Origin of the sequence: Sphingomonas montanisoli (assembly GCF_008274695.1) — a bacterium.
GTDB classification, from domain to species: Bacteria; Pseudomonadota; Alphaproteobacteria; order Sphingomonadales; family Sphingomonadaceae; genus Rhizorhabdus; species Rhizorhabdus montanisoli.
On the sequence record NZ_VTOU01000003.1, the window covers coordinates 381677 to 400538 of the forward strand.

16 protein-coding genes are annotated in these 18862 nt (G+C 65.2%); 8 read left to right on the forward strand and 8 right to left on the reverse strand.

Annotated features, from left to right (window positions below; genetic code table 11):
• Window positions 1–10: 10 nt before the first annotated feature.
• A complete protein-coding gene (locus tag FYJ91_RS13075) occupies window positions 11–1165 on the reverse strand; it encodes an efflux RND transporter periplasmic adaptor subunit (RefSeq protein ID WP_149522716.1) in 1155 nt (384 codons plus the stop codon).
• Window positions 1158–4343 (reverse strand): efflux RND transporter permease subunit, encoded by a 3186-nt coding sequence (locus tag FYJ91_RS13080; RefSeq protein ID WP_149522717.1) that lies wholly within the window; start codon window positions 4341–4343, stop codon window positions 1158–1160. Before FYJ91_RS13080 ends, FYJ91_RS13075 begins: the two co-directional genes overlap by 8 nt.
• 151 nt (window positions 4344–4494) lie before the next feature.
• On the opposite strand from FYJ91_RS13080, the gene FYJ91_RS13085 reads away from it, so the two are divergent.
• From FYJ91_RS13085 to FYJ91_RS13115, 7 genes are all read left to right on the forward strand, one after another.
• Window positions 4495–5403: a LysR substrate-binding domain-containing protein gene (locus FYJ91_RS13085; protein WP_149522718.1), complete on the forward strand. Its 909-nt coding sequence runs from the start codon at window positions 4495–4497 to the stop codon at window positions 5401–5403.
• A gap of 5 nt (window positions 5404–5408) precedes the next feature.
• The gene (locus FYJ91_RS13090) at window positions 5409–6350 is read left to right on the forward strand and encodes a glutaminase (protein ID WP_149522719.1); all 942 of its coding nucleotides are present in this window, start codon (window positions 5409–5411) and stop codon (window positions 6348–6350) included.
• Between the two features lie 205 nt (window positions 6351–6555).
• Window positions 6556–7086: a CAP domain-containing protein gene (locus FYJ91_RS13095; protein ID WP_149522720.1), complete on the forward strand. Its 531-nt coding sequence runs from the start codon at window positions 6556–6558 to the stop codon at window positions 7084–7086.
• A gap of 93 nt (window positions 7087–7179) precedes the next feature.
• Window positions 7180–7647, forward strand: coding sequence for a MarR family winged helix-turn-helix transcriptional regulator (locus tag FYJ91_RS13100; protein ID WP_149522721.1), 468 nt, complete (start codon window positions 7180–7182; stop codon window positions 7645–7647).
• Window positions 7644–9086: an efflux transporter outer membrane subunit gene (locus FYJ91_RS13105; protein WP_149522722.1), complete on the forward strand. Its 1443-nt coding sequence runs from the start codon at window positions 7644–7646 to the stop codon at window positions 9084–9086. The genes FYJ91_RS13100 and FYJ91_RS13105 overlap by 4 nt, the downstream gene beginning before the upstream one ends.
• Complete coding sequence (locus FYJ91_RS13110; protein ID WP_149522723.1) at window positions 9083–10318, forward strand: HlyD/EmrA/EmrK family protein; 1236 nt, start codon at window positions 9083–9085, stop codon at window positions 10316–10318. Before FYJ91_RS13105 ends, FYJ91_RS13110 begins: the two co-directional genes overlap by 4 nt.
• A gap of 1 nt (window position 10319) precedes the next feature.
• Window positions 10320–11876, forward strand: a complete 1557-nt coding sequence (locus tag FYJ91_RS13115) for a DHA2 family efflux MFS transporter permease subunit (RefSeq protein ID WP_149522724.1) — start codon at window positions 10320–10322, stop codon at window positions 11874–11876.
• A gap of 55 nt (window positions 11877–11931) precedes the next feature.
• On the opposite strand, the gene FYJ91_RS13120 is transcribed toward FYJ91_RS13115, so the two are convergent.
• The 3 genes from FYJ91_RS13120 to FYJ91_RS13130 all read right to left on the reverse strand — a co-directional run bounded on the left by FYJ91_RS13120 (window position 11932) and on the right by FYJ91_RS13130 (window position 15142).
• Complete coding sequence (locus FYJ91_RS13120) at window positions 11932–13050, reverse strand: Rieske 2Fe-2S domain-containing protein (protein WP_149522725.1); 1119 nt, start codon at window positions 13048–13050, stop codon at window positions 11932–11934.
• A 122-nt stretch (window positions 13051–13172) separates the two neighbouring features.
• Window positions 13173–14462: a M20 metallopeptidase family protein gene (locus FYJ91_RS13125; RefSeq protein WP_425474049.1), complete on the reverse strand. Its 1290-nt coding sequence runs from the start codon at window positions 14460–14462 to the stop codon at window positions 13173–13175.
• A gap of 2 nt (window positions 14463–14464) precedes the next feature.
• Window positions 14465–15142 carry a DUF4893 domain-containing protein gene (locus FYJ91_RS13130; protein WP_246152620.1) on the reverse strand — a complete coding sequence of 226 codons (678 nt, stop codon included), beginning with the start codon at window positions 15140–15142 and terminating at the stop codon, window positions 14465–14467.
• Between the two features lie 209 nt (window positions 15143–15351).
• On the opposite strand from FYJ91_RS13130, the gene FYJ91_RS13135 reads away from it, so the two are divergent.
• Window positions 15352–15744: a response regulator gene (locus FYJ91_RS13135; RefSeq protein WP_181008503.1), complete on the forward strand. Its 393-nt coding sequence runs from the start codon at window positions 15352–15354 to the stop codon at window positions 15742–15744.
• Window positions 15745–15754: 10 nt separating this feature from the next.
• Here the strand turns inward: FYJ91_RS13135 and FYJ91_RS13140 are convergent, their stop codons facing one another.
• From FYJ91_RS13140 to FYJ91_RS13150, 3 genes are all read right to left on the reverse strand, one after another.
• A complete protein-coding gene (locus FYJ91_RS13140; RefSeq protein WP_149522728.1) occupies window positions 15755–16540 on the reverse strand; it encodes a 3-hydroxybutyrate dehydrogenase in 786 nt (261 codons plus the stop codon).
• A 14-nt stretch (window positions 16541–16554) separates the two neighbouring features.
• Window positions 16555–17703, reverse strand: coding sequence for a patatin-like phospholipase family protein (locus FYJ91_RS13145; protein WP_149522729.1), 1149 nt, complete (start codon window positions 17701–17703; stop codon window positions 16555–16557).
• A 169-nt stretch (window positions 17704–17872) separates the two neighbouring features.
• Complete coding sequence (locus FYJ91_RS13150; protein WP_149522730.1) at window positions 17873–18733, reverse strand: DUF2171 domain-containing protein; 861 nt, start codon at window positions 18731–18733, stop codon at window positions 17873–17875.
• Window positions 18734–18862: the final 129 nt, after the last annotated feature.

Here is an 18862-nt window from a genome sequence, read left to right on the forward strand (position 1 = left end):
CCCGCTTACCTCAGCCCTTCGCAGGGGTGGCGGGAGGGACGGCAACGGGGCGGACCGGATCGCCATTCTCGATCGAGTCGGGCGGGCTGTCGATCACGCGCTCCGTGCCCGTCAGGCCCGTGCCAATCTCGACAGTGGCGCCATTGTCGCGCGTAATCGTGACCGGGCGAATGCGCGCCTTGCCGTCGGCGCCGACGATCGCGACGCTGGTGCCGTCATCGCGCACCATCAGCGCGCTGGCGGGCAGGCTGATCGTGCCGGCATTGTGGACCGGGAATTCGACCTGCGAGAACGACCCCGGCTTGAGCGCGCGATCGCCATTGGCGACCTGCAGTTCGACCAGCACGGTGCCCGACGTCGGATCGACCGCGCCGGCGGTGCGCGTCAGCACCGCGTCGAAGCTGCGGCCCGGATATTCGGGAACGGTCAGCCTGGCATGCAGCCCTTGCCGGATCTGGCCCGAAAAGCCCTGCGGCACGCGGACGTAGATGCGCATGCGGTGAACGTCGGCAACGGTGTAGATCGGTTGCGCGGCGGCATTACCCGCGACGATCAGCGCGCCGATCTGGGCATTGCGCTGCGTGACGACACCGGCGAAGGGCGCGGTGATGCGGGTGAAGCCCTGCAGCGCGCGCAGCCGCTGCACGTTCGCCGCCTGCGCGTTGGCGACCGCGCGCTTGGCCGCAAGATCGCCGCGCTTCTCGTCGGTTTCCTGCTTCGAAACCGCATCCTTGGCGAGCATCGCTTCCCAACGCTTGGCCGTGGTCTGCGCCAGCGACTGATTGGCGGCGGCGGTCTGATAATCAGCCTGCGCGGCGACCAGCTGCTGGTCGATATCGGGCGCATCGATGATCGCCAGCGTCTGCCCCGCCACGACATTGTCGCCGATGTCGGCGAGCCAGCGGCGCATGAAGCCGTTGCTGCGCGCATAGAGCGCCGCGCTGTTGAACGCCTGGACGTTGCCCGGCAGCATCAATCCGTCGCTTTCGGCGCCGCGTGTCGGCTTGATCACGCTGACGGCCTGGATGTCGTTGTCGGCAGCGACATCGGCCAGTTCGCGATCGGCCATGACACGGGTGCCGATCCCGATCGCGACGATCGCCAGGGCTACGACCCCGGCGCCGATGCCGTAGCGGCGGAGGTTGCGGTCGCGGAGATCAGACATGGGCGAGTTCCGGTTCGGAAGGCTTCGACGCGCGGCGCGAATGGACGACCGCGAAGACGACGGGGACGAAAAGAAGCGTGGCGATCGTGGCGAAGGCAAGCCCGCCGATCACGGCGCGGCCGAGCGGCGCGTTCTGCTCGCCACCTTCGCCGAGACCGAAGGCCATCGGCGCCATGCCGATGATCATCGCGAGTGCCGTCATCAGCACCGGGCGGAAACGGACCATGCCCGCTTCGAGCGCGGCCTTGGTCGCGTCACCCAGCTCGGCCAGCCGTTCACGCGCGAAACTGACGACCAGGATCGAGTTGGCGGTCGCCACGCCCATGCACATGATCGCGCCGGTCAGCGCAGGTACCGACAATGTCGTGCCGCTCGCGAACAGCATCCAGACGATCCCTGCCAGCGCGGCGGGAAGTGCTGTGATGATTACGAACGGATCGAGCCAGCTCTGGAAGTTCACGACGATCAACAGGTAGATCAAAACGATCGCGCCGAGCAGGCCGTAGCCCAGGCCCGAAAAAGCCGCGTTCATCGTCTGATACTGGCCACGCATCGTGACGGTGATGCCGTCTGGCTTGTCCTTTTCCAGCCGCTTGATCACCTTGGCGATGTCGCCCGACACCGCGCCCAGATCGCGGCCCGCGGGGGCGGCATAGATGTCGATCACCGGCTGGATATTATAGTGGCTGGCGACGGCCGCCGTGCTCGACCGCTTGATATCGGCGATGCCGCCCAAGACCTGCTGGCCCCCGGTGCCCGCCGGCCCCGCGATCGGGATGTTGGACAGGCTGGCTACCGAATCGATCTGATATTCCGGCGTCTGGCCGACCACCGGATAGGTGATGCCGTTCTGCGGGTTCAGGTAGAAGACCGGAGCGGTCTGCAGCGTGCCCGCCAGCGTCGTCGCCACGCTGTTGGTCACGTCGCGCTCAGTGAGCCCGAACTGGCCGATGCGCGATCGGTTCACGTTGACGTCGAGCTGCGGATAGCGCGCCGATTGCTGAATACGCGCATCGGCGACGCCGGGGATGCTGCGAATGCCCTTCAGAATCTTGGTGGCGAAGGCGCGGTTCGCGGCGACGTTGCGGCCCGTCACCTGAATGTCGATCGGCGCGGGCGAGCCGAAGTTCAGGATCTGGCTGGTGATGTCGGCGGGCAGGAAGGAGAAGGTGAACGACGGGAACAGCTTGGGCAGTTCGCGCCGTAGCGTCGCCATATGCTCCTGGGTCGGGGCATGCCCCTCCTTGAGCGAGATCAGGATGTCGCCGTCCTGTGGGCCGACGGTGCCCGAATTGTTATAGACGACGTTGATGCCGCTGACCGGCAATCCGATATTGTCGATGATCGTTTCGACTTCGCCCGCCGGCAGGATGCGGCGGATATGCCGCTGGATCCGATCGAATTCGGCCGACGTGTTCTCGATCCGCGAACCGATCGGCGCGCGGACGTGGAGCATCATCTGCCCCGAATCGACCGTCGGGAAGAAATTGCGGCCGAGGAACGGCACCAGCACGAAGCTGATCAGCACCACGGCGAGGAAGCCGATGATGAACGGCTTGCGGGCGTTCAGCGCGCGGCCGAGCAGGTCGCCATAGCCATCACGCACCTTTTCGAACCGCACCTCGAACCCACGCTGGAAGCGGACCAGCGGGTTGCGCGAACCCGGTTCGCCAGCCTCGTGGCCATGACCGGGTGCATGCGGCTTCAACAGATACATCGCCATCGTCGGCACCAACGTACGTGACAGGATGAACGACGCGATCATCGCGAACACCACCGACAGCGCCATCGGCACGAACAGGAAGCCCGCGACGCCCGGAAGCGCAAACATCGGCACGAACACGATGCAGATACACAGCAGCGAGACGAAGGCTGGCGTCACGATCTGCGCCGCGCCGTCGAGGATCGCGGGCACCACGCCCTTGCCCTGTTCGAGATGCCAGTTGATGTTCTCGATCGTCACCGTCGCATCGTCGACGAGGATGCCGACCGCGAGCGCGAGGCCGCCCAGCGTCATCACGTTCAGCGTCTGTCCGAACATCGCCAGCGCCGCGATCGCCGCCAGCACCGCGAGCGGGATCGAGACCGCGATGATCACGGTCGACCGCCACGATCCGAGGAACAGCAGGATCATCAGCGAGGTGAGCGCGGCGGCGAGCGCGCCCTCCTTCACCACGCCTTCGAGCGCAGCCTTCACGAACAGCGACTGATCGCCGATCGGCAGCACCTTCAGCGTCGGCGGCAGGCCGCTCATCAGTTCGGGGATCTTGGCCTTGACCCCCTCGACGATCGCGATCGTCGAGGTCGCACCGTTCTTCAGCACCGTCAGCAGCGCCGAACGATGCCCGTCGACATGGACGACGTTCGTCTGCGGCGCGCTGCCGTCGCGGACGTGCGCGACGTCACGCATGTAGATCGTCGCGCCGTTCACGACCTTGATCGGGAGGTTGTTGAGCTCCTCGACCGAGGACGGGGCGTTGTTCAGGTGGATGCTGTACTGGAAGATGCCGATCTTGGCGAAGCCGGCCGGATTGATCTGGTTCTGCGCGGCGACCGCATTGGCGACGTCCTGCGCCGACAGGCCGTTGGTCTGCAACGCGACCGGATCGATATCGATCTGGATCTGGCGCTGGCGCCCGCCCGACGGGAACGGCATCGCCGCGCCGGGGATCGTCACCAGCGCCGGCCGGATCTGGTTCTGCCCGAGATCAAACAATTGCTGCTCGTTCAGCCCCTGCCCCGACAAGGCAAGCTGCAGGATCGGCACGGTCGATGCGTTGTAGTTCAGCACCAGCGGCGGATTGACGCCCGGCGGCATGTTGCGAAGCACCGTCTGCGACACCGAAGTGACCTGCGCGGTCGCGGTGCGGATGTCGGCGCCCGGCTGGAAGAAGATCTTGATCACGCCGATGCCCTGCATCGACTGGCTTTCGATATGTTCGATATCGTTGACCGTCGTCGTCAGCACGCGTTCGTGATTGCCGATGATGCGGCCTTCCATCTCGGACGGCGGCAGGCCGGCATAGCCCCACACCACTGCGACGACAGGGATCTTGATCTCGGGGAAGATATCGACCGGCGTGCGCAGCGCCGCGATCGTACCGCCGATCAGGATCAGCAGCGCCATCACGATGAACGTCAACGGTCGCGTAAGCGCAATCCGGACGAGGGCGGTCATTGAACAGCAACCATGAGAAGCGGCGCGAACCCCGGACTTCTCCGCTTCCCCCCAGTCGCGGACGATTAATTATTTCCGCACTGCATCATAGACGCTGGGGCGTCTAATATCGATTGCACCTTGATTGATACATGATCCATATCGATCGCAAATGGAACTGCGCCATCTCCGCTATTTCGTAGGCGTCGCCGAAACGCTGCATTTTGGCCGCGCTGCGGCACGGCTCGGCATATCGCAGCCGCCGCTCAGCCAGCAGATCCGCGCGCTGGAGGACGAGCTGGGCGTCGCGTTGTTCGAACGGACCAGCCGGCGCGTCGGATTGACCGAGGCGGGCACACTGTTTCTGATCGAGGCGCGGCGCACACTCGACCAGGCGGACCATGCGATCGACGTCGCGCGACGCGCGCAGCGCGGCGAGCTTGGCGAATTGTCGGTCGGATTTTCGGCGTCGGTTCCGTTCAACGCGGTCGTGGCGAATGCGCTTTCGTCCTTCCGCGAAGCCTTTCCTGCGGTGCGGCTCAACCTGGCCGAGATGGCGCGCGGCGAGCAGCTCGACCGGATCCGCGAGGAACGGCTCGACGTCGGCTTCGTCCGCGGCCTGGGCGAACCGCCGATGGCGCCCACGCTGGTCGCGACCCGGCTGTTCGACGAACCGTTGATGGTCGCGATGCGCAGCGATCATCCGCTCGCCGCCCGCCGTCGCGCGCCGTCTATCGCCGACCTGCGCGACGAAGCCTTCGTCCTTTACGGGCCGGATTATGGCGCGGGCTTCAACGAGCATCTGGAGGCGCTGTGCGCCAAGGCCGGCTTTACCCCGCACGTCGTACAGGAAGCGGCCGGCCTGACGACGTTGCTCGGCCTCGTCGCGGTGGGAATGGGTATCACGGTCATTACGCGCTCGCTTGCCGCGCTCCACCCGGACAATATCATGTTCCGCGAACTGGACGATCAGCAGGCGATGAGCAGCCTGTGGATGATCCGGCGCAGGGAATTGTCGACGGCCGCGCGGCGGTTCGTCGATCTGGTGGAGACGGGGCACGCCGATCTGAAGGGGGAATAAGGGGAATGACCGAAGGGCTCGATCTGGACGCCATCCTGACCGAAATCGCAGGCGACATGGCCCGCGAGGAGGATCGCGGCAAAGTCGCCGACTATATTCCCGGCCTCGCCGGGGTCGATCCGCGCCATTTCGGCATAGCGGTCGTGCTGGCCGACGGCACCATGCACGTTGCCGGCGACGCTGACGTGCCCTTTTCGATCCAGTCGATATCGAAGGTGTTCGCGCTGACGATCGCGCTCGGCAAGGTGGGCGATCAGCTGTGGCGGCGCGTGGGACACGAGCCCTCGGGATCGGCCTTCAATTCGATCGTCCAGTTGGAGGCCGAGCATGGCATTCCACGCAACCCGTTCATCAACGCCGGCGCGATCGTGGTCAGCGACGTGATCCTGGGCGGCAGCCGACCGACCGAAGCGGTGGGCGAGATATTGCGCTTCACCCGCCACCTCGCGAGCGACGAGGGCATCCGCATCGACGAGGATGTCGCGCAGGGCGAGAAGGAGACCGGCTTCCGCAACATGGCGCTCGCCAACTATATGCGTGCCTTCGGCAACCTCGATCATGCCGCCGAAGATGTGCTGCAGGTCTATTTCCACCAATGCGCGCTCTCGATGACCTGCCGGCAACTCGCGATGGCGGGGCGATATCTGATGGCGGGCGGCGCGCATCCCGACACAGGCCACAATGTCGTATCGGCGCTGCGTGCGCGCCGGATCAACGCGCTGATGATGATGTGCGGCCATTATGACGGATCGGGCGAATTCTCCTTCCGCGTCGGCATGCCGGGGAAGTCGGGTGTCGGTGGCGGAATTCTGGCGGTCGTACCGGGCGTCGCCTCGCTAGCGGTCTGGTCCCCCGGCCTCAACGATCGCGGCAATTCTCAGCTGGGCGCGCTTGCACTCCAGCAACTCGCGGTCGCGACGGGCTGGTCAGTCCTCAACCCGCGCTGATCCGTAAGAATGCCTAGCGGATACCCGGTATTTTCAGGGCAGCGAAATCGTGATGTCATGCGGTTGGATGGAGCGAAACGAGTTAGAAATCGTGGCGCTTTCGTCCTAATGATATGAGGGGAAATACGTAGTCGATCGATTGCAACCGGGCGGGTGGGGAACATTGATCCACCCTGGATCATAAAAGCCCGGCGCTGTTGGGAGAATGCAGGTGCTGGGTTTGAAAGGGCAAAAGGTGTCGACCGTTGCGGTCGCGTTGCTCGCGTTCCTGACGGTGGGTGCGAGTTCCGAACGCACGGCCAATCTCGACGATCGCCTGCTCGCCGCACATAATCGGGTGCGCGCGCAGGCCGGCGTGCCGCCGCTGGTTTGGGACGATCGGCTCGCTGGCGAAGCCGGCCTGTGGGGTCGCCATCTCAGCCGCGTCGGCCATCTCGTTCATTCGCGCGATTCCTCGCTCAATCCACAAGGCGAGAATCTGTGGGCCGGCACGCGCGGCCATTACACGCCGGAGATGATGGTCGGGCTGTGGGCGGCCGAGCGGCGGCATTTCCGCCCCGGCATCTTCCCGATCAACAGCCGCACCGGCCGACTGGACGATGTCGGCCACTATACCCAGTTGATCTGGCGATCGACCAAGCGCGTCGGTTGCGCCCTGATCCAAGGGCGACATGACGAGTTTCTCGTGTGTCGCTACCTCGAAGGCGGCAACGTGATCGGCGAGTCTCCGGTCTGAAACCCTCCTCAGCAATAGTCCAGAAATAGACTATTGCGACTCGACTGACATGGTTGTAAACGCTGCCTATGCAGTGATTGCACAGGCAGTCGAATGTCCGATCCGTTTTATACCAAGGCTGATTTCGTTCCCGAACGATCGATCGGCTACCTTGTTCACCGGCTGAAGAAGCTGGGAACGGCGCGCGCCGAAACGCTCTTCGCCGATCAGGACATCAACCTGAGCCAGTGGATCGCGATGTTCCACATCCGCTATCGGATGGCGATCACCGCAGCGGAAATCTCCAAATGCCTCGGCCATAATAGCGGCGCGGTGACGCGCATGCTCGACCAGCTCGACGAGCGCGGGTTGATCCTGCGCACCCGTGATCAGGCCGACCGCCGCGTCGTCAAGCTCGAGATGACCGAAGCGGGCCAGACTATGCTCAGCCGGCTGACGCCGGTGATGATGGACCTGTGGAACGAGCATCTTTCGATTTTCACGCGAGACGAAGCCGAAACGCTGATCACCCTGCTTCAGCGTCTGCTCGGCACCCTCGCCGACGGGGAAGACAAGGCATGAAGAGTTTCGTTGGAGGCGCGGCACTCGCCGCCCTGCTGCTGGCGGGCTGTGCGCCGCGCGGGATCACGCCCGCGCTCAAGCCGATCGGTGCACCCGACGTGGGCCTGACGGGCGGCGTCGCGGGCGTGCCCGTGGCGGTCGACTGGTGGAAGGCGCTGGGCGATCCCCAGCTCGACCGGATCATGGCCGATGCACTGTCGGGCAGCCCGACGCTGGCCGGTGCGATGGCGCGGATGCGGATCGCGCAGGCGGGGATCGAGACGGCACGCGCGGGCACTCTGCCCAGCGTATCGGTAAGCGCGCAGGAACAGCGCACGCGCCTTCCCGAAAACTACATCATCCCGCCCCCCTTCGGCGGATCGTCCCAGTGGGTCGGCAATGCCGCTGCCAATGTCAGCTGGTCGCTCGATTTCTTCGGCAGGCAGAAGGCCGCGCTCGATGAGGCGAAGGCGAGTGCCGACGCCGCTTCGCTCGACGCCGCCGCCGCGCGGCTCGCCCTGAGTTCCGCAGTCGCGCAGACCTATGTCGAGCTTGCCCGCGCCGAACAGCAGACCCGCGTCGCCGCCGATTTCGTGACGGCGCGCCAGCGCTCGGTCACGCTGATCCAGTCGCGGATCCGCAACCAGCTTTCGAGCAATTTCGAGGCCCGCGCGGCCGAGACCCTGCTCGCCCAGGCCCGCCAGGCCGAACTGCGTGCACGGGCCCAGCGCGAAACGATCGTCCATGCGCTCGCGGCGCTCGCCGGTCGCGGCGCCGACTATTACGCGACGGTCGGGACGACGGCTCTCGCCTTCGATCGCGCCGTACCGCTGCCCACCGCTTTGCCAGCCGACCTGCTGGGCCGTCGCCCCGACCTGCTGGCGGGACAGGCGCGGATCGCCGCCGCCAGCGCGGGCCGCCAGGTCGCGAAGAAGGCTTTCTACCCGAATATCAATCTGCTCGGCATGTTCGGTTTTCAGGCGCTCGGCCTGGGCAACATCACCGAATGGGGATCGCGCACCTATGGCGCGGGCCCGTCGCTGAGCCTGCCGATCTTCGAGGGCGGGCGGCTGACCGCCGACTATAAGCGCGCCACGGGCCAGGTCGACGTCGCCATTGCCGACTATAACGACTCGGTCGTCCGCGCCATCCGCGACACCGCCGATGCGATCGCGCTCGTCCGCGCCAATCAGGGCGATGCCGCCGAACAGGCCAATGTGTTGACCGGCCTCCAGGATGTCGTCCGCCTCGATCGCACCCGCATCCAGACCGGCCTCGCGTCGCAGCTCGACATCCTCGAATCCGACACCCGGCTGCTCGCCGCGCGGCAGGGACAGATCGATCTGGCCGCCGACGGCGCGATCCGCCGTATCCAACTCGTCGCCGCAATCGGCGGCGACTTCGCCCCCACTCCCGCGCTTGCCGTCGCGACCCAGACCCCCACCGAGGCCCAGCCATGACCGACAACAGCTCCAGCCGCCCCGACGCCGCCGTGGCCGACACCGACGTGCCCGGCGCCACGCCCCCCGCCGCCCCGCCGCCGGTCGACGAGACGCAGGGCAATCAACGCACCCGCAAGCGCGCCTTCCTGATCCTCGGCGTCGTTGTCCTCCTCGGCCTCATCGCCTGGGGCGTCCACGCGCTGTTCTTCGCCGGCGACGTGCAGGAGACCGACGACGCCTATGTCGCCGGCGACGTCGTCGCGATCACGAGCCGCGAACCCGCGACCGTGCTGGCTATCCACGCCGACAATACCGAGGGCGTGAAGGCGGGCGATCCGCTGATCGACCTCGATCCCGCGCAGGCCGACGTCACGCTCGCCCAGGCGGCGGCCGAACTCGCCCGCGCCGTTCGCGCGGTCCGCTCCGACTTCTCCGCAGTCGACGAAGGCCGCGCGTCCGTCGCGCAGGCTTCGGCCGAACTTGCCAAGGCACGCAACGATCTCGGCCGCCGCCAGCGCGCGGCCGCCGACGGCGCGGTATCGGGCGAAGAGGTCGCGCATGCCCGCGACGCAGTCACCACCGCCAATGCAGCGCTCCAGCTCGCGCAAAGCCGACTCGCCCAGGCGCGCACCAGCGTGCAGGGCGCTAGCGTCGAGGCGAACCCCGCCGTCCTCGCGGCGATTGCGCGCTATCGCACCGCCGCCATCTCACGCGGTCACATGCACCTGACCGCGCCGGTCGACGGCGTCATCGCGCAGCGCAGCGTCCAGCTGGGCCAGCAGGTCGCCCCAGGCACCCCGCTGATGGCGGTCGTGCCGCTGGACAAGGTGTGGATCGACGCGAACTTCCGCGAAACCCAGCTGCGCAACATCCGCATCGGCCAGCCCGCCACCGTCACCGCCGACGTCTATGGCGACGATGCGGTCTATCACGGCCATGTGATCGGTCTGGGCGCCGGCACCGGCAACGCCTTCGCGCTGCTGCCCCCGCAAAATGCCAGCGGCAACTGGATCAAGATCGTCCAGCGCCTGCCTGTTCGCATCGCGCTTGATCCCAAGGAGTTGCGTGAGCACCCCTTGCGGATCGGCATGTCTGTGATGGCCGAGGTCGACGTGGCCGATCGTTCGGGTCCGCTTCTCGCCCAGCCCGCCTCGGGCGGTTTCCAGAGCAAACAGAGCGATGCGCTGGGCGCCAGCGTCGAAGCTGATATCCAGCGGATCATCGCCGCCAACCGCGGCACGGGCCGGTAAGATGGCCGGCCCCGCCGCCGCGGGTGGCGCCGAAATCCCGCCGCTTTCCGGCGGGGCCCTCGGCCTCACCGCCTTTGCGCTCGCGCTCGGCACCTTCATGCAGGTGCTCGATTCGACGATCGCGAACGTCTCGCTGCCGACGATTGCCGGCAATCTGGGCGTCAGTTCGGACAACGCGACCTGGGTCATCACCAGCTTCGCGGTCGCGAACGGCGTCGCGGTGCCACTGACCGGGTGGCTGATGGGCCGCTATGGCGTGGTCCGCACCTTCACCGTCTCGGTGATCCTGTTCACGATCGCATCGTTCCTGTGCGGCATCGCCTGGAATCTATCCTCGCTGATCGCCTTCCGCGTCATTCAGGGCGCGGTGTCCGGGCCGATGATCCCTGGCAGCCAGGCGCTGCTGATCTCGATCTTTCCGCCCCATAAGAGGGCGACGGCGCTTGGCATATGGTCGATGACCACGCTGGTCGCACCGATCATGGGGCCGATCCTGGGCGGCTTTATCTCCGACAATTATCACTGGAGCTGGATCTTCCTGATCAACCTGCCGGTCGGCCTGTTCTGCGCCGCCGTGTCCTGGTTCTCGCTGTCGAGCCGCGAGACGCCGACGCGCAAGCTGCCGATCGACTCGGTCGGCCTCGGCCTGCTGGTCGTCTGGGTCGGTGCGCTGCAGATGGTGCTCGATCTCGGCAAGAATGACGACTGGTTCAATTCGCCGCGGATCGTGATCATGACGGTCGTCTGCGCGGTCGGCTTCATCTCCTGGCTGATCTGGGAACTGACCGAGAAGCATCCCGCGATCGACCTGAGCCTGTTCAAGGAACGCAACTTCCTGATCGGCACGATCGCCTTGTGCGCGGGCTATGCCCTGTTCTTCGGCGCGGCACTGCTGCTGCCTTTGTGGCTGCAGACCCAGATGGGCTACACCGCCACCTGGGCCGGGCTGGTTGCGGCGCCGAGCGGTGCCGTGGCCGTGCTCCTCACACCGTTCGCGGCCAAGTTGTCGACCAAGATCGACGTGCGCTGGCTGGCGACGGTGGCGTTCGTAGCCTTCGCCGCATCCTATTTCATGCGCGCAGGCTACACGACCTATGCCGACTTCTACTCGCTGACGCTGCCGATGCTCGTCCAGGGCATATCGATGGGCACCTTCTTCCTGGCGATGGTGACGATCGCGCTCGGCGGCGTCCCGCCCGAAAAGCTGCCGTCGGCGACGGGCATCTCAAACTTCGCGCGCATCACCGCGGGCAGCTTCGCCGCATCGCTGATCACCACATTCTGGGACCGGCGCGAAGCGCTGCACCAGAGCCGGATGGTCGAAGGACTGAACCACCTTGGCGGCGCTTACCCCTATGCCGCCAATGCTTTGGGTGCGCTGGGGCCGAACGAGACCCAGGCGGCGGCGATCGTCACGCGACAGGTCGTGGGCCAGGCCTATCTGCTGAGCCTGACCGACATCTTCTGGGCGTGCGGATGGGCGATGCTGGTCGTCACCATCCTCGTATGGTTCACCAAGCGCCCGCCCGCACCGACCGGGCCGGTGGCGGCGGACTGAGCACAAACAAAAAGGGCGGCCAGTGGCCGCCCTTTCCGTATCGAGACCCGCCCGTTTATTCGGCGGCGAGCTTGTCCGGCGTCGGCGCCTTGCGGCGGCTGAGGTAGAACTGGTCGGTATATTGCCAGTTGCGGCCGAACGGACCGTCGCCGTCGCAGACGAGCGGGCGCGCCAGGCGGCGATAGCCGTCGAGGATCACCTTATCCTCGTCGAACTGCCAGCAGATGTCCTTGATGATCGCGCGGGCAAGGCCGCCCTTCGGCCCTTCGGCTTCTTCCTTGGGCTGAATGAAGCCGTAGAGATACTGGATCTTGTCGCGCTCGATCGGGACGATCGCCGGGATCATGATCGTATCCGAAATGCCCTGGAAGCGGGTGAAGCCCTGCCCCATGCCGACCGACGAGCTCATGATCACACCATCGACGGTGCCCATCGGCGTACCCAGCTTGGCACGCGCGATCGTCGATCGCTTGATGCCGTCATAGCTGAACTCATATTCGGGCACGTTCTGGGTGCGGTGGACATAGCGGAAATGCGCGATGTCGACGCCATTGTCGGCGACATTGTCCATCGCGCCGTAGATGTGCCACTTCGCCTTGGTGAAGCCGGTCCAGTCGGGGTGGCCGAATTCCTCGATCGTGCGCATCTCCCACATCGGGGCGACGCCCTCGGGGTGATACCACATGTAGATATAGCCGTTGGCTTCCTCGATCGTGTAGCTCGGCACGCAATTGTCGCGCTTGGCCTGCGGCGGGATGTTGCGGGCGTAGGGGATTTCCTTGACCGCACCGTTGCCGTCGATCCGCCAGGCGTGGAACGGGCACTGCACATAATTGCCGTGAACCTCGCCACTGCCGAGATGCGCGCCATAATGCGGGCAATAGGCGTCGAGCAGGCGGGCCTTGCCGTCCTCGCCGCGCCACAGGACCATGTCCTTGGCGAAGTAGCGCACCGACTTGACCTCACCCACCGCCAGCTCATCCGACCACATGATGCCGAACCAGCCGAAGGGGAATTCGTCGGGCAGGTTGCGTGCATCGGGATCGCGCCGCTCGACCGACGGCTCGAGCCGCCACGCCGCGCGTTCTTCCTTCGAAAGCAGCTTGAGCCGCTCCCAGGTTGCCGATTTCTCGGTGCGGGTATCCTGCTGCGGTGCGCTTGCGCCCTGGTCCATGACGAATCTCCTGTGCCGACCTCCGCTGCCCTGGAGGTTTCTATAATGCGTTATAGCATATCTGGCGCAGACACAACGGCCCACGCACCTGCGCGCTCAAAATCGCTGCAATGCGTTTTAATTTAGGGCTTCTTGGCGAGAACGTCCAGCGCGGCGCTCGTCATCGCCTCGGTGGCGGTGCCGATCACGGCTTCCGCGTCGGGCGCCCAGTGGGCGCTATGGATCGACGGCAACTTGGTAACATCGCCCTTCGCCGCATCCCATTTCGCCTTCGGCACGCCGCCGACCCAGAATAGCAGCGCCTGCTTCGATTGATCGGCCAGCCAGAATTCGGAGAAATCCTCGCCTCCCATCTGCGGCTTGTCCATCCTCACCCGATCCGCGCCGAACCGCTTGGTAAAGACGTCGCTCATCCGCGCGGTGAGATCATGGGTGTTGAAGGTCGCCGGTGTGTTCTGATCGGCGATCGTGACGACGGGCATCAGATCGTCGGGCAGGCCCGCGGCGATCGCCTCGCCCTTCGCGATCCGGCCGATACCGTCGAGCAGATGCTGCCGCACCTCGGGCTTGTAGCTGCGCACCGTCAGCTGGAGATGGGCATCGGACGGGATGATGTTGTGCTTGGTGCCTGCCTGGAAGCTGCCGACGGTCACCACCGCCGATTCGAGCGGATTGGTCTCCCGCGACACCAAAGTCTGCAGCGTGCCGACGATGCGCGAGGCAAGCACGATCGGATCGTTGGCGAGATGCGGATAGGCGCCGTGCCCGCCGACGCCCTTCACCACGATGTCGACCGAATTGACGTTGGCCATCACATAGCCGTCGACCAGACCGATCGTCCCCGCGGGGAGGGTCGCCGAATCGTGGAAAGCGATCGCGACGTCGGGCTTGGGAAATTTGGTGTAGAGCCCGTCCTTCAGCATCGCGCGTGCGCCCGATCCGATCTCCTCGGCGGGCTGGGCGATCATCACGAGCGTGCCCGACCACTGATCCTTCATCGCCGCCATCCGCCGCGCGACCGCGATCCATGTGGTCATATGGGTGTCGTGGCCGCAGGCGTGCATCACGCCCTTATTCTGGCTGGCATAGGGAACGCCGGTCGCTTCGGTGACGGGCAGCGCGTCCATGTCGGCGCGGAGCAACAGCACCGGGCCGGGGCCGTTCTTCAGCACCGCGACCACCCCGGTCTGGCCGACGCCGCTGGTGACGGTGAAGCCCGCCTTCTTGGCCTCTGCCGCCAGGATCCCCGCGCTACGGGTTTCCTTGAAACTCAGTTCGGGATGGGCGTGCAGATCCTTGTAGATCGTGAGCAGCCCCGGCATGTCCGCCTTGACCGCGTCACCCAGCGGGTCCGCCAGCGCAGGCGTGGCGGCGATCATGGCGACAAAGGCGATCAGCGGAGCAATCTTCATCATCATCCCTTCGGGGTCAGTTCCATTACGTCGATCAGCGATTCCCAGCGCGGATAGGGGAAGGCGATGCGCCAGCGCGCCTGCCCGACCCGTTCGACCACGCCGACCATGTCGCGTTCGGTATCGCGCCCGTAGCGCAGCGGGCGCGTCTCATCCCCCAGCATGAGCGATCCGAGGAAGATCATGCGGGTGCCGTCGTCAGGATAGATGGTGCCGACATGCCGTTGCGATCCGTCGAGCTTGGCGAAACGCAGCACCGCCCCCTCAGCCGAGACCCGGCAGGTAAAGGCGGGATAAGCGGTATAGTTCGGCATCCCCTTGGCCTGCGCGCCCATCTTGATCACGCGGCAGGCATAGTCGCCGGCAGGAAGCGACGGGCCGGGCATCGAAAGATCGGGCTTCATCAGCATGCCCTGCGCCGCGATCGCCTTTGCCTGTCCGGCCGCGCCCGCCTTTTCGAGCCCCGCCATCCACGATTGTCGCCAGCGCGCGAGCCGATCGCGATCGGCGTCGCTGATGATCTCGCGCCAGTCGCTCGGCTGCGGCTTGGGCGGCTTGCTGGCGGCCGGTTGGCTGGCTGGCTGGGGCCGATCTTCGACGCCGTCGCCCCCACACCCCGCCAGGCAGCCGAGCGCGGCGGGGATGATCAGCATGCGGGCGGCAGTCGTCAGCAGGGTCATGGTCTCCGCCTGAGAATTCGGAGAAGAGTGACGCCCGCCTGCCCAAACCGCAAGCCCGTCGTCGCGATCGAATCGGGACGACAGGAAATGGCGCAAATCCGCGACACGCCGTTCACGTGTTCGGACCAATGGAAAGAGTCGCGACGCTGACGGTTATAGCCCTTTCGCGCGCCCGACATCGGCTGCGCTTTCCGGAAAGGGTCGTGGCGATGGCCGACCGAATGAGAACCCTGCTCGTCGAGGATGAAGACGATATCCGCTTCGTCGTCGAACTCGCCCTCGCCCATCGCTCCAATTTCGACCTCACATCCTTCGCCAGCGGCGTCGAAGCGCTCGAGGCGTTGAGCGAAGGAGGACCGTCCTTCGATCTTGCCTTGGTCAACCTCAACCTGCCGGCGATGAGCGGCGCGACCTTCGCGAAGCGGATGGCCAGCTTGCCATGCTGCGCCGATACGCCTGTGATCTTCGTGACCGCATCCTTATACGGGCGGGACGAGGCACAGCTTCGCGGCGGGAACAGCATCGGCGTGATCACCAAGCCGTTCGACGCCGTCGCGCTGCCGGATCAGATCCGCGACATGCTCGAACAGACCAGGGTCTGACCCCTGCGCATCACTGCGCGGTCCAGCCGCCATCGATCGACATGTTGGCGCCGGTGATGCCCGCCGCATCGTCACGACACAGGAACACCGCCATCGCCGCGACCTGCTCCACCGTCACGAACTGCTTGGTCGGCTGACCCGCGAGGAAGACGTCGTTCATCACCTGCTCGCGCGTCATGCCCCGCGCCTTCATCGTGTCGGGAATCTGCTTTTCGACCAGCGGGGTCCACACATAACCCGGCGAGATGCAGTTGGCGGTGATGCCGAACGTCGCGGTTTCCAGCGCGACCGTCTTGGTCAGGCCGGCCAGACCATGCTTGGCCGTCACATAAGCACTCTTGAACGGCGACGCGGTGAGCGAGTGCGCTGACGCCGTCTGGATGATCCGCCCCCACTTTTTCGACTTCATATAGGGCACGGCAAGGCGGGTGGTGTGGAATGCACTGCTCAGGTTCAGCGCGATGATCAGATCCCATTTCTCGACCGGGAACTCCTCGATCGGGGCGACATGCTGCATGCCCGCATTGTTGATCAGGATGTCGACGCCGCCGAAAGCGTCCGCCGCCTCCTTCATCATCGCCTCAATCTGATCGACCTTGGTGAGATCATGTCCGCTGTAGAGCGCCTTCGCGCCGCTCGCGGCCTCGAGCGCGACCCGTTCCTTTTCGATATCGGCCGCATCGCCGAAGCCGTTGATGACGACGTTCGCGCCCTCGGCCGCCAGCGACTTGGCATAAGCCAGGCCGATGCCCGAGGTGGAACCGGTGATCAGCGCGGTCTTGCCCTTCAGGAACATGGGAAGAAATCTCCTCAGCGTTTGGTCAGGTCGAACGCAGCGCTCGTCCCGTCATAGATATTCTGCGCGATGACTTCGGACCTTGTCATCGTTTCGGCAATCGCCTGCCGGCCTGCCTCGATATGCTCGTTCATCGTGCGCGCGGAAAATTCATAGTCGCGCGATCCGCCCTCCCACGCATTGGCGCGGTAGATAAGCTGGACGAGGCTGAGACTGGATTCGCGAGTGAGGTCGCGCAGCTTTTGCGCATCGGGATCCTCGCGCAGTTCGGGCGGCAGTTTGTCGAGCAGCCGGGCGATCATTTCATGCTCGCGCCGCTGGCGGACGAGCATGTTCGAAATCTGGCGCGTGCGGCTGGAAAACTGAATCTCCTTCTGCCGCGACATCACATCCATGATGTTCTTCGGCCGATCATGCGCGGCCGAAAACAGATCGACCTGGAATACCAGCAGATCGCTGTCCTGATTGTCGACGATCCACGACAGCGGCGTGTTCGACACGATGCCGCCGTCCCACCACAATTTGCCGTCGATCTCGACCGGCGGCAGCCCCGGCGGCAGCGCGCCCGACGCCATGATGTGGCGCTTGTCGATCCGTTCGGTCTTGCTGTCGAAGAAGCGGAAGTTGCCGCTCTCCACCTCGACCGCACCCACCGACAGCCGCATCGGTCCATCGTTGAGCAGATCCCAGTCGACCAACTCGTCGAGCGTCTCGGCCAGCGGCCCGCTTTCGTAGAAACTCATCGCGTCGATCGACCCCGACGGCGCGAGAAAAGGCGACAGGAAGCGCGGGCGGAACATGCCCGGCACGCCGAACAGCCCGACCGTGGCCGCAGACAGCTCGTGCAGCATTTCGCGCCCGAAATCGCCCGTCAGCAATGGGAAGCTGGGCATCAGCCCGGTCGCGCGATCCCAGAATTTATGGAGCCGCTCCATGCGCCGCTCGCACGGATTGCCGGCGATGATCGCGGCGTTGATCGCGCCGATCGAAATGCCCGCGACCCAATCGACCTCGATCCGCGCAGCATCGAGCGCCTCATAGACGCCCACCTGAAACGATCCCAGCGCGCCGCCCCCCTGGAGCACCAGCGCGACATTATCGGGCAGCGGCAGGCCGGTCGCGGCCCGTTTGCGCGCGATATGGCGCGGTTCTGCGTCTGCCATCCGATTCCGACTCCGTTGTGCAGCGCATCAAAGGCCGACTGACGACGAAGTTCCAGTGATATTTGCGCACGCACGAAGGCGCATTACGCACTCTGCGTGATACATGTCGCGTAACGAAAAAGGGCCGACCCTAAGGCCGGCCCTCCTCTCGCGAAGCGCGATCGGAAACTTAGTAGGTTCCCGAGAAAGCCCGGTTCAGATTGTGCGGGCCTTCGTTGCGCTCCTCATCCTTCCAGGCCTGCTTGGCCTGCGCGGCGGTGCGGTTGATCGTAACCTTGTCGGCGACCGATACGATCCACGACGATGGGATCGAATGGTGATGGCCGCCGGCATCCTTGTCGGTCTTCGTCAGCAGGATGCGGTCTCCGCGAACATGATCGACGGTGCCGACATGCTGGCCGTCCGAACCGACGACCTCCTGATGCTCCTGCGCCTGATTCAGCGCGTTGCGCTGGCCGGTGCGATTGGTCCGCCACGACGCGAAGTCATCGTTAAAACGCGACTGATTTTCGCGGCGATAATCTTCATAGTCGTTATCGAGTTCGGCGAGCTGACGGCGGCGCCAGTTCGAATAATTGGGGTCGCGACCCCACCCGTCATGGCTCGCGCCGCCGCCGAGTCCCCAGGTGCTGGTCGCACCGGCACCGCGGCCGACGCCATAGGTGTCGCCCTGCAGCCCGAAGCCCGCATCATAAGGCGCGTAGCCGGCATCGTAACCAGTGAAGCCCGTACGGGCACCCGCATAGCTGCCTGCACCATATTGGCGCTCATATTCGCGCTGCTGGAGCCGTTCATCCCAACGACGACGGCGCTCTGCCTCTTCATCGCCGAACCACGAACGGACCTCGTCACCCGCACGGTCGAAGAAGCCGCGATCGTCATAGTCATAGTCACGAGGCGGACGGCCCTGATCGCGCCCGTAATCGCTGCGCTCGCGATAGCCGTAGCTCTCACGGCCATAGCGCGGATCGCGGTCGCGCGGATCGCGATCGAAGCGATTATCGCGGCGGCCGTAGCGTTCGTAACCCATTGCATCCTCCTGCATTTCTGATGGGACGACCGGACGACGGAAAGGGGGGAACCACCGTCCGGTCTATGGATGCAAAACGCATTTTCTGGATGCGCGTTCCTGCAGGACCGGCGAAACGAGGGCAGCGGG

Excerpts from the sequence above, each read along its gene's own strand:
- FYJ91_RS13075 (WP_149522716.1), bottom strand. The coding sequence starts at position 1,165 with ATGTCTGATCTCCGCGACCGCAACCTCCGCCGCTACGGCATCGGCGCC.
- FYJ91_RS13080 (WP_149522717.1), bottom strand. The coding sequence starts at position 4,343 with ATGACCGCCCTCGTCCGGATTGCGCTTACGCGACCGTTGACGTTCATC.
- FYJ91_RS13085 (WP_149522718.1), top strand. The coding sequence starts at position 4,495 with ATGGAACTGCGCCATCTCCGCTATTTCGTAGGCGTCGCCGAAACGCTG.
- FYJ91_RS13090 (WP_149522719.1), top strand. The coding sequence starts at position 5,409 with ATGACCGAAGGGCTCGATCTGGACGCCATCCTGACCGAAATCGCAGGC.
- FYJ91_RS13095 (WP_149522720.1), top strand. The coding sequence starts at position 6,556 with ATGCAGGTGCTGGGTTTGAAAGGGCAAAAGGTGTCGACCGTTGCGGTC.
- FYJ91_RS13100 (WP_149522721.1), top strand. The coding sequence starts at position 7,180 with ATGTCCGATCCGTTTTATACCAAGGCTGATTTCGTTCCCGAACGATCG.
- FYJ91_RS13105 (WP_149522722.1), top strand. The coding sequence starts at position 7,644 with ATGAAGAGTTTCGTTGGAGGCGCGGCACTCGCCGCCCTGCTGCTGGCG.
- FYJ91_RS13110 (WP_149522723.1), top strand. The coding sequence starts at position 9,083 with ATGACCGACAACAGCTCCAGCCGCCCCGACGCCGCCGTGGCCGACACC.
- FYJ91_RS13115 (WP_149522724.1), top strand. The coding sequence starts at position 10,320 with ATGGCCGGCCCCGCCGCCGCGGGTGGCGCCGAAATCCCGCCGCTTTCC.
- FYJ91_RS13120 (WP_149522725.1), bottom strand. The coding sequence starts at position 13,050 with ATGGACCAGGGCGCAAGCGCACCGCAGCAGGATACCCGCACCGAGAAA.
- FYJ91_RS13125 (WP_425474049.1), bottom strand. The coding sequence starts at position 14,462 with ATGAAGATTGCTCCGCTGATCGCCTTTGTCGCCATGATCGCCGCCACG.
- FYJ91_RS13130 (WP_246152620.1), bottom strand. The coding sequence starts at position 15,142 with ATGACCCTGCTGACGACTGCCGCCCGCATGCTGATCATCCCCGCCGCG.
- FYJ91_RS13135 (WP_181008503.1), top strand. The coding sequence starts at position 15,352 with ATGGCCGACCGAATGAGAACCCTGCTCGTCGAGGATGAAGACGATATC.
- FYJ91_RS13140 (WP_149522728.1), bottom strand. The coding sequence starts at position 16,540 with ATGTTCCTGAAGGGCAAGACCGCGCTGATCACCGGTTCCACCTCGGGC.
- FYJ91_RS13145 (WP_149522729.1), bottom strand. The coding sequence starts at position 17,703 with ATGGCAGACGCAGAACCGCGCCATATCGCGCGCAAACGGGCCGCGACC.
- FYJ91_RS13150 (WP_149522730.1), bottom strand. The coding sequence starts at position 18,733 with ATGGGTTACGAACGCTACGGCCGCCGCGATAATCGCTTCGATCGCGAT.